The 6426-nt window shown below is 57.2% G+C and carries 1 protein-coding gene; it reads left to right on the top strand.

Features of this window, described 5'->3' with window-relative positions; all coding sequences use genetic code 11:
• Positions 1–145: 145 nt before the first annotated feature.
• A complete protein-coding gene (locus tag E1297_RS05280) occupies positions 146–6364 on the top strand; it encodes a non-ribosomal peptide synthetase (protein WP_209015653.1) in 6219 nt (2072 codons plus the stop codon).
• Positions 6365–6426: the final 62 nt, after the last annotated feature.

Here is a 6426-nt window from a genome sequence, read left to right as displayed (position 1 = left end):
CCGCTCCCTGAGCCATGCACCGATCGTGCAAGTCTCCATAAACCTTTTGAATGTCCCTAAGGGTGAAAAAGAAGCGGATTTCGGCAATATCACTTTCCAACGGATTGATGACGGCGAACCCGATGGTTCTCATTTCGAACTGTCCTTGATCTTGCGTGACAGCGCGGACGGGGTCTCCGGTGTCCTGACCTTTGCCAGTCAGGTGTTTGATCGAAGTACAGCTTCGCGTATTGCACAGACATTCGAGCGGTTCTTGGAAACCGTGGCAACAGCTCCCAATAGGGTGATGGCCGAAGTGCCGCTTTTGGGGAAAGATGAAAGAACCTGCCTGCTCGACAGCTTTAACAGAAGTACATCAAGTGGCCCGCTTGTCGAGACGCCTGTGGTGCTATTTGGCCGGTATGCGGTACAGGTGCCGGAACGTATAGCTGTTTCCGCAGAGGGCCGGTCATTGAGTTACGGTGAACTTGATGCCGCCTCGAACAGGTTGGCGCGGGAGCTTAAATTGCATGGCGCAGGTCCCGACAAGATCATCGGCGTGTGCATGGAACGCTCAGACGATCTGGTTGTCAGCTTGCTGGCGGTCCTGAAGGCTGGGGCAGCTTATCTGCCGCTGGTTCCGGACGATCCTGAAGAGCGGCTTTCGTCCGCAATGGCGGATGCCGGTGCCCAGTTTCTGGTGACACGGCTTCAGGAGGCAGAAGAGTTTCCCGGCCTTTGTGCTCAAACACCCGTTTGTCTGGTGCTGGACAATCCTGAAGTGGTGGCCACGATTGCCAGCCGGTCTGCGGCAGGGATCTGCCAGGATGGCCTTCCCGAGGGCAGGCTTGCCTGTGTCATCTATACCTCCGGGTCAAGTGGCAAGCCGAAGGGTGTGGCGATCGGAATGGACAATTTGAGCCACCTTCTGGCCTGGACACGGGCGCGGGCTTCATCGGCCGGGCCTGCCGTCATGCCGATGACCACGTCTTTTGGTTTCAGTGCATCCTTGCGGGAAATCTGGTTGCCGCTGGTCACAGGGGGAACACTCTTGCCAGTGCCGCAAGGGCTTGCCTACTGCACACAAGACGGCTTCGAGGGAATTCCGGCGCGTGTCATCAATACCCAACCGGCTGTGCTTGAACGGCTGTTTGAAACTGCCCCGGCAGACTGGTTTTCCAGCCTCAAGTTCGTTTATTGCGCCGGATCCAGATTGCCTGAACATCTTAAAATGCAGGTAATGAAAAAACTGCCCTCGGCGGTATTTCTAACCGGGTACGGGACGACGGAAACGACGTCGAGCATCTCTAGCATGGAATTGAAGCAGCCAATTCCCCCTGGAGATCTGGTTGGCCAGCCAATCACGAATGTTCAGATCTTCGTGGTAGACAACAGATATCAGCCATGTCCGGTTGGGGTGGCAGGTGAGATCCTGATCGGAGGAGTGGGCCTCACCCGGGGCTATCTGGGCCGGCCGGGTCTGACGGCGGAGAAATTTGTTGCAAATCCGTTTTCGGATCAAGAGGGCGCGCGACTTTACCGAACCGGAGACAGGGGACGCTGGACCCCTGACGGCATTTTGGAATTCCTAGGCCGGATCGATAAGCAGATCAAGATCCGGGGCATGCGCGTTGAAGTGGGTGAGATCGAGGTTGCCTGCTCCACACTTGATGGCATAAGCCGGGCCGCCGTTGTCGCAAAAAAGGGCAGCGAAGGGTCCGGTTCCGAAACACAGCTGGTGGCCTATCTTGTGCCGGAGACCGTGACTGGCGAGATGATCGCCGACGCTCTTGATCTTGGCCATGAAGACCTGCGGGAAAGCGACCGGTCGACGGTTCGCCAGCTTGATTTGCAGGTTTTGCCCGATCTTGGCGCAATGCGCCGAGCGCTGAGGCGTTTGCTTCCTGAGCACATGGTACCGGCGCGTTTTGCTGCCGTGTCGCGGTTGCCACTGACGCCGTCGGGGAAACTCGACCGCAATGCATTGCCAGACATGGCAATCGGCTTTGCAGGGAATGTATATGTTGCCCCGAGGAACCAACGCGAAGAACTCATGTGCCGGATCATGCGTGAGGTCATTTCCCACGACCGGCGGCAATTGAAACAGGTCGGAATTGACGACCATTTCTTCGACATAGGCGGCCATTCGATTTTTGCTGCCCAATTCGCACTGCGTCTTGAAAAGGCCTTGGGCGGAAAGGTTCCTGTCCGGTTGGTGTTCGAGAACCCGACCGTCCGTCAGCTGGTAGACCGTGTAACGTTTGAGACCGGCAGCGCGTTGCCGGACGTTGTTGCCATTGACCGTTCCGGCTGCATCCCGGCGTCTTTCGAGCAGGAACGCATGTGGCTTGCCAACAGCCTGCATGAGGGCCGACCGGTCTATAATGAAGGTTTTGCCTTGTGTATGACCGGTGAGGTTGTCACCGGTGCCCTTGTACAGGCGGTGCAGGGACTGTTGGACCGTTACGAGGTCTTGCGCACGCGGCTTGTAGCAATGGACGGCAAGCTTTGTCAGGTGATTGATGCTCCCGACGCCTTGCGCGTTTCCTTCGAGGACTGGTCCGCCCGGCCCGCAAGCCTGGATGAGCTGAAAGCCGAGGCACAAGCCAAAGCTTCCGAGCTCATCGCCCGGCCGTATGACCTTGAACGCAGCCATCCATGCCGCACCTTCGTGCTCAAGTTGACGGAGGGCGTCCATGTCTGGTGTCTGGCATCCCACCACAGTGTTGGCGACAATTGGTCAATGGCCCATATCCTGCCGAAGGACTTTCTGGATCTTTATGACGCCGCAGCTGCCGGCAGGAAGCCGACCCTTCCCGAAATCACCCTGCATTATGCCGACTATGCCGCATGGCAGCGTTCCGAGGCCATGACGCGAGTTTTTGCTGAAGAACTCGCCTGGTGGGAGAACAGGTTTACGCCTATGCCGGAAGTGCTAGAGTTTCCCTCGGACCGCAAGCGGCCGGCCGTCAGGGATCATGCGGGCGGGCGGCTCCAGGCTGCCGGTTTCACCCCCTCCGAATGGCGTGCTGTTGAAGAGTTCAGTGTCAAGCGCAACGGAACACCGTTCATGGTGTTTGTGGCTGCCTTGTCCGGGGTTCTGGCGCGGATCACGCCTACGACCGATATTGTCATCGGCACTCCACATGTGATGAAACCGGATGCTGCGCTGTGGGACGAATTCGGCTATTTCGGCAATACTCTGGCGCTCAGACTGTCTGTCGATGAACTGGCTGGCTTTGAAGACCTGTTCGAGCGTTCAAGGGAAACGGTGAACGGCGCGTTTGCGCATCAATATGTGCCTTTTGAGAACATCATTGCGTCGACGGGCAGCAATCCGTCCAATGTATCCCAGGTGTTTCAGGCCGTTCTGGTAATGCATGCATTCCGCAATGCTGGAAATTTCCATCGGGAAGGTCTCGATATCCAGCCTTTGGGCGACCCGCGGCCGCTTTTCACCAAATACGATCTGGTCTTTCACATCAATCCCTATGAGACCGGGGTGCGGGTCTATGCCGAATATGCGACCGACATATTCGAACAAGAGACGGTCTCGCGTATCGGGGACATGTTCCGGCGGTTTCTTGTCAATGCCTGCATGTCACCCGGCGTTCCGGTCTATAAACTGCCCCTACTGGAGCGGAGTGAGCAGACAAAACTGGTCAGTGATTTCAATGCCGGGTCAGATGCCGGTCTCGGCGGTCACCCACTTGCCCTTGTAGACATGTTCGCCCACCAGGCGGGGATGAAACCCCGGGCGATAGCGGTGACCGACGGGGAGGCATACCTGAGCTATGGAGAACTGGATGCGGCGTCCAACCGCCTGGCCCGGTATTTGATCTCACTTGGTGTTGGTCCGGAATGCTTAGCCGGTGTGTGGCTGAAGCCTTCGGTGGACATGATCATTCTGCTTCTGGCGATTTGGAAGGCGGGTGGGGCCTTTCTTCCGCTTGACCCGGATGGGCCTTCTGACCGGTTGACCAGTATTCTGGAAAACTCGGGGGCCAGCTTCCTGGTGACTTGTGCCGAACAGGCAAGGGGTGTGACGAACCGCGCCGGCCTGAAGACCCTCGTTCTGAACGCTCCTGCGACCCGCACCGCTATTTCGGCCTGTCCGGATAATCAGCTCACACGTCGGGAAAAAGGCCAGAATGTTTCTCCCGATGGGCTTGCATATGTCATGTACACATCCGGCTCGACAGGAAAACCAAAGGGTGTTGCCATCTCTCATGGAGCGGTCGCCGCACTCCTCTCGCACCATTATTGTGATTTGAAGCCAGATGGACGTTTGTTGCAAACCGGCCATCCTGCCTTTGACGCTGTAACCTTTGAATACTGGTTTCCGCTGAGCCGGGGAGGGTGTTTGATCCTGGCCCAGACTAAAGTGGTCGACGCGCATGCGATCCGGGCTGCCTCAAGCACGGCTCCTGTCGATACCATGTTCCTGACGTCCCGCTTGCTGACCAGTATTGTTCAGGAAGACGCGGAAGCATTCTCAAATGTCGGGACGGTCCTGTTCGGTGGTGAAACCACCGATCGCAACACGATTTCACGACTTGGACAAATATCCCGTCCGCCGGTCCTCGTTCATTGTTACGGGCCGACCGAAGCAACAACCTTTGTTGCTGCGGGAGCGCTTGGAAGCGTGCACGAAGCCGAGGTCTTGCCGTTGGGAGCTCCTCTCGCTCAGGTGCGCATCTACATTGTGGACGCCCTTTTGAACCCGGTTCCGGCCGGTGTCACCGGCGACTTGCTGATCGGTGGCGACCAGCTGTCACGTGGTTATCTGGCGCGTCTGGCTGCTACGGCGGAGGCGTTCATTGCCGACCCGTTTGCGGAGAGTGAAGGTGCCCGGATTTATCGTACGGGTGACCTGGTACGCTGGCGGACAAACGGAAAACTGGAATTCATGGGCCGGGCGGATACCCAGGTAAAGGTTCGTGGCATGCGCGTCGAACCAAGCGAGATCGAAGCTGTTCTGGAACAACAACCGGGTATTGCACAGGCAGTCGTCCTGGCTCGAAATTTCGATGACGCCGCCTGGGGCAGGGACATCCGGTTTGTGGCCTATCTGGTTCTGACCGGCCGGCGTCCCGGGATAGCGGCAAGCACCGGCCTAGAGGGCGGGCTGGATCTTTCGGACTTGCACGCAGAGCTTGAAAAAACACTGCCCGCGCACATGATCCCGTCGCGATTTGTCTTCCTGCCGCGCCTTCCAATGACGTCTTCCGGCAAAGTCGACCGCAAGGCGTTGCCCGAAACCGGAGAAATGGTCAATCAGGCCAGATACGAAGCTCCAAGGGATGCAAATGAGCAGCTGGTAGCTGGTGTTTTCAGTGCCTTGCTTGACGTTGAAACAGTTGGCCGCCACGACAGTTTCTTTGATTTGGGTGGTCACTCCCTAAGTGCGTTTTCCGTCTGCTCCAAGCTCAAGCACGCGACAGGCAAGACTTTGTCTTTGCGTGATGTATTTGAAGCGCCAGTTGTATCCGCATTGGCAGGACGGCTTGCCGCAGTTCCTGAAACCTACTCACCACTGGTCCGGTACCGGCAAACAAGGCAGGCAGATGTGCCGCAAGACAGGACAATCATTTGCTTTCCTCCTGCCGGCGGCCTTGCGGCGTCTTTCGGACAGAAGGAAATCCTGTCTGCCTGGGGTTGGTATGGAACAGTCCTTGGCATACAGGCCCGAGGCTATGGTAGCGAGCCGGGTTTTGCCAGCTATGACGAAATGATCTCCTGTTATGCAGACGTGATCGCGAAGTCGGTCATGTCCAGCATGATCTTTGTCGGCTGGTCACTTGGCGGCAAGGTTGCCCTCGACATTGCCTGCCGCCTTCAAGAGGCAGATAGGCAGATCGAGGGATTGGCAATTCTGGATACCAGCGCCGGGAATGGCATTCCAAACGCCGGAAACGATCTTGACACGATCTCCAAAGATGCCGCCATAAACCGGCAACTGGACGGGATGTTGCGGGCGAATGATCCTACCACGGGCAGCGCCATGCTGGGTCAACTGAGCCAAAAAGAAAAGCTCCGCCGCTTGGCAAGAAAGCTTGCACAGTCCGGGCAGCTTTCCGAAGATAATGGCGGTGAAGGGGTTGCTTTCGTCAAGAAACTGCTGGGCCATATTTACGCGCAAGCAAAGCTTGTCAAGGAACGGCCCCGTGCCGGGAAGTTTGAGGGGCCTGTGCTTTTGATCCGGGGCAACGAAACCTGCTCGTGTGCACCCGATGCGGACCTTGGCTGGTCTTCTCATTGTTCAGCTGTTGAGATTGAGGATGTTCCGTTTGACCATCTTGCGCTTTTGACCGGCGAGGCGAGAGACCTTGTTGCGCAGAGGGTTGGGTCCTGGATGAAACGTCTGTTGTGTCGCAAATTCTGACCCGGGTCGGCGTTGTTGCGTAATTGCGCTCGCGGATTACAGTCCCCCTTACCCCAGATGCG

This window comes from Roseibium sp. RKSG952, from assembly GCF_009711355.1.
The sequence above is the reverse complement of the archived record's forward strand: the minus strand, read 5'-3'. Positions and strand labels throughout refer to the sequence as shown.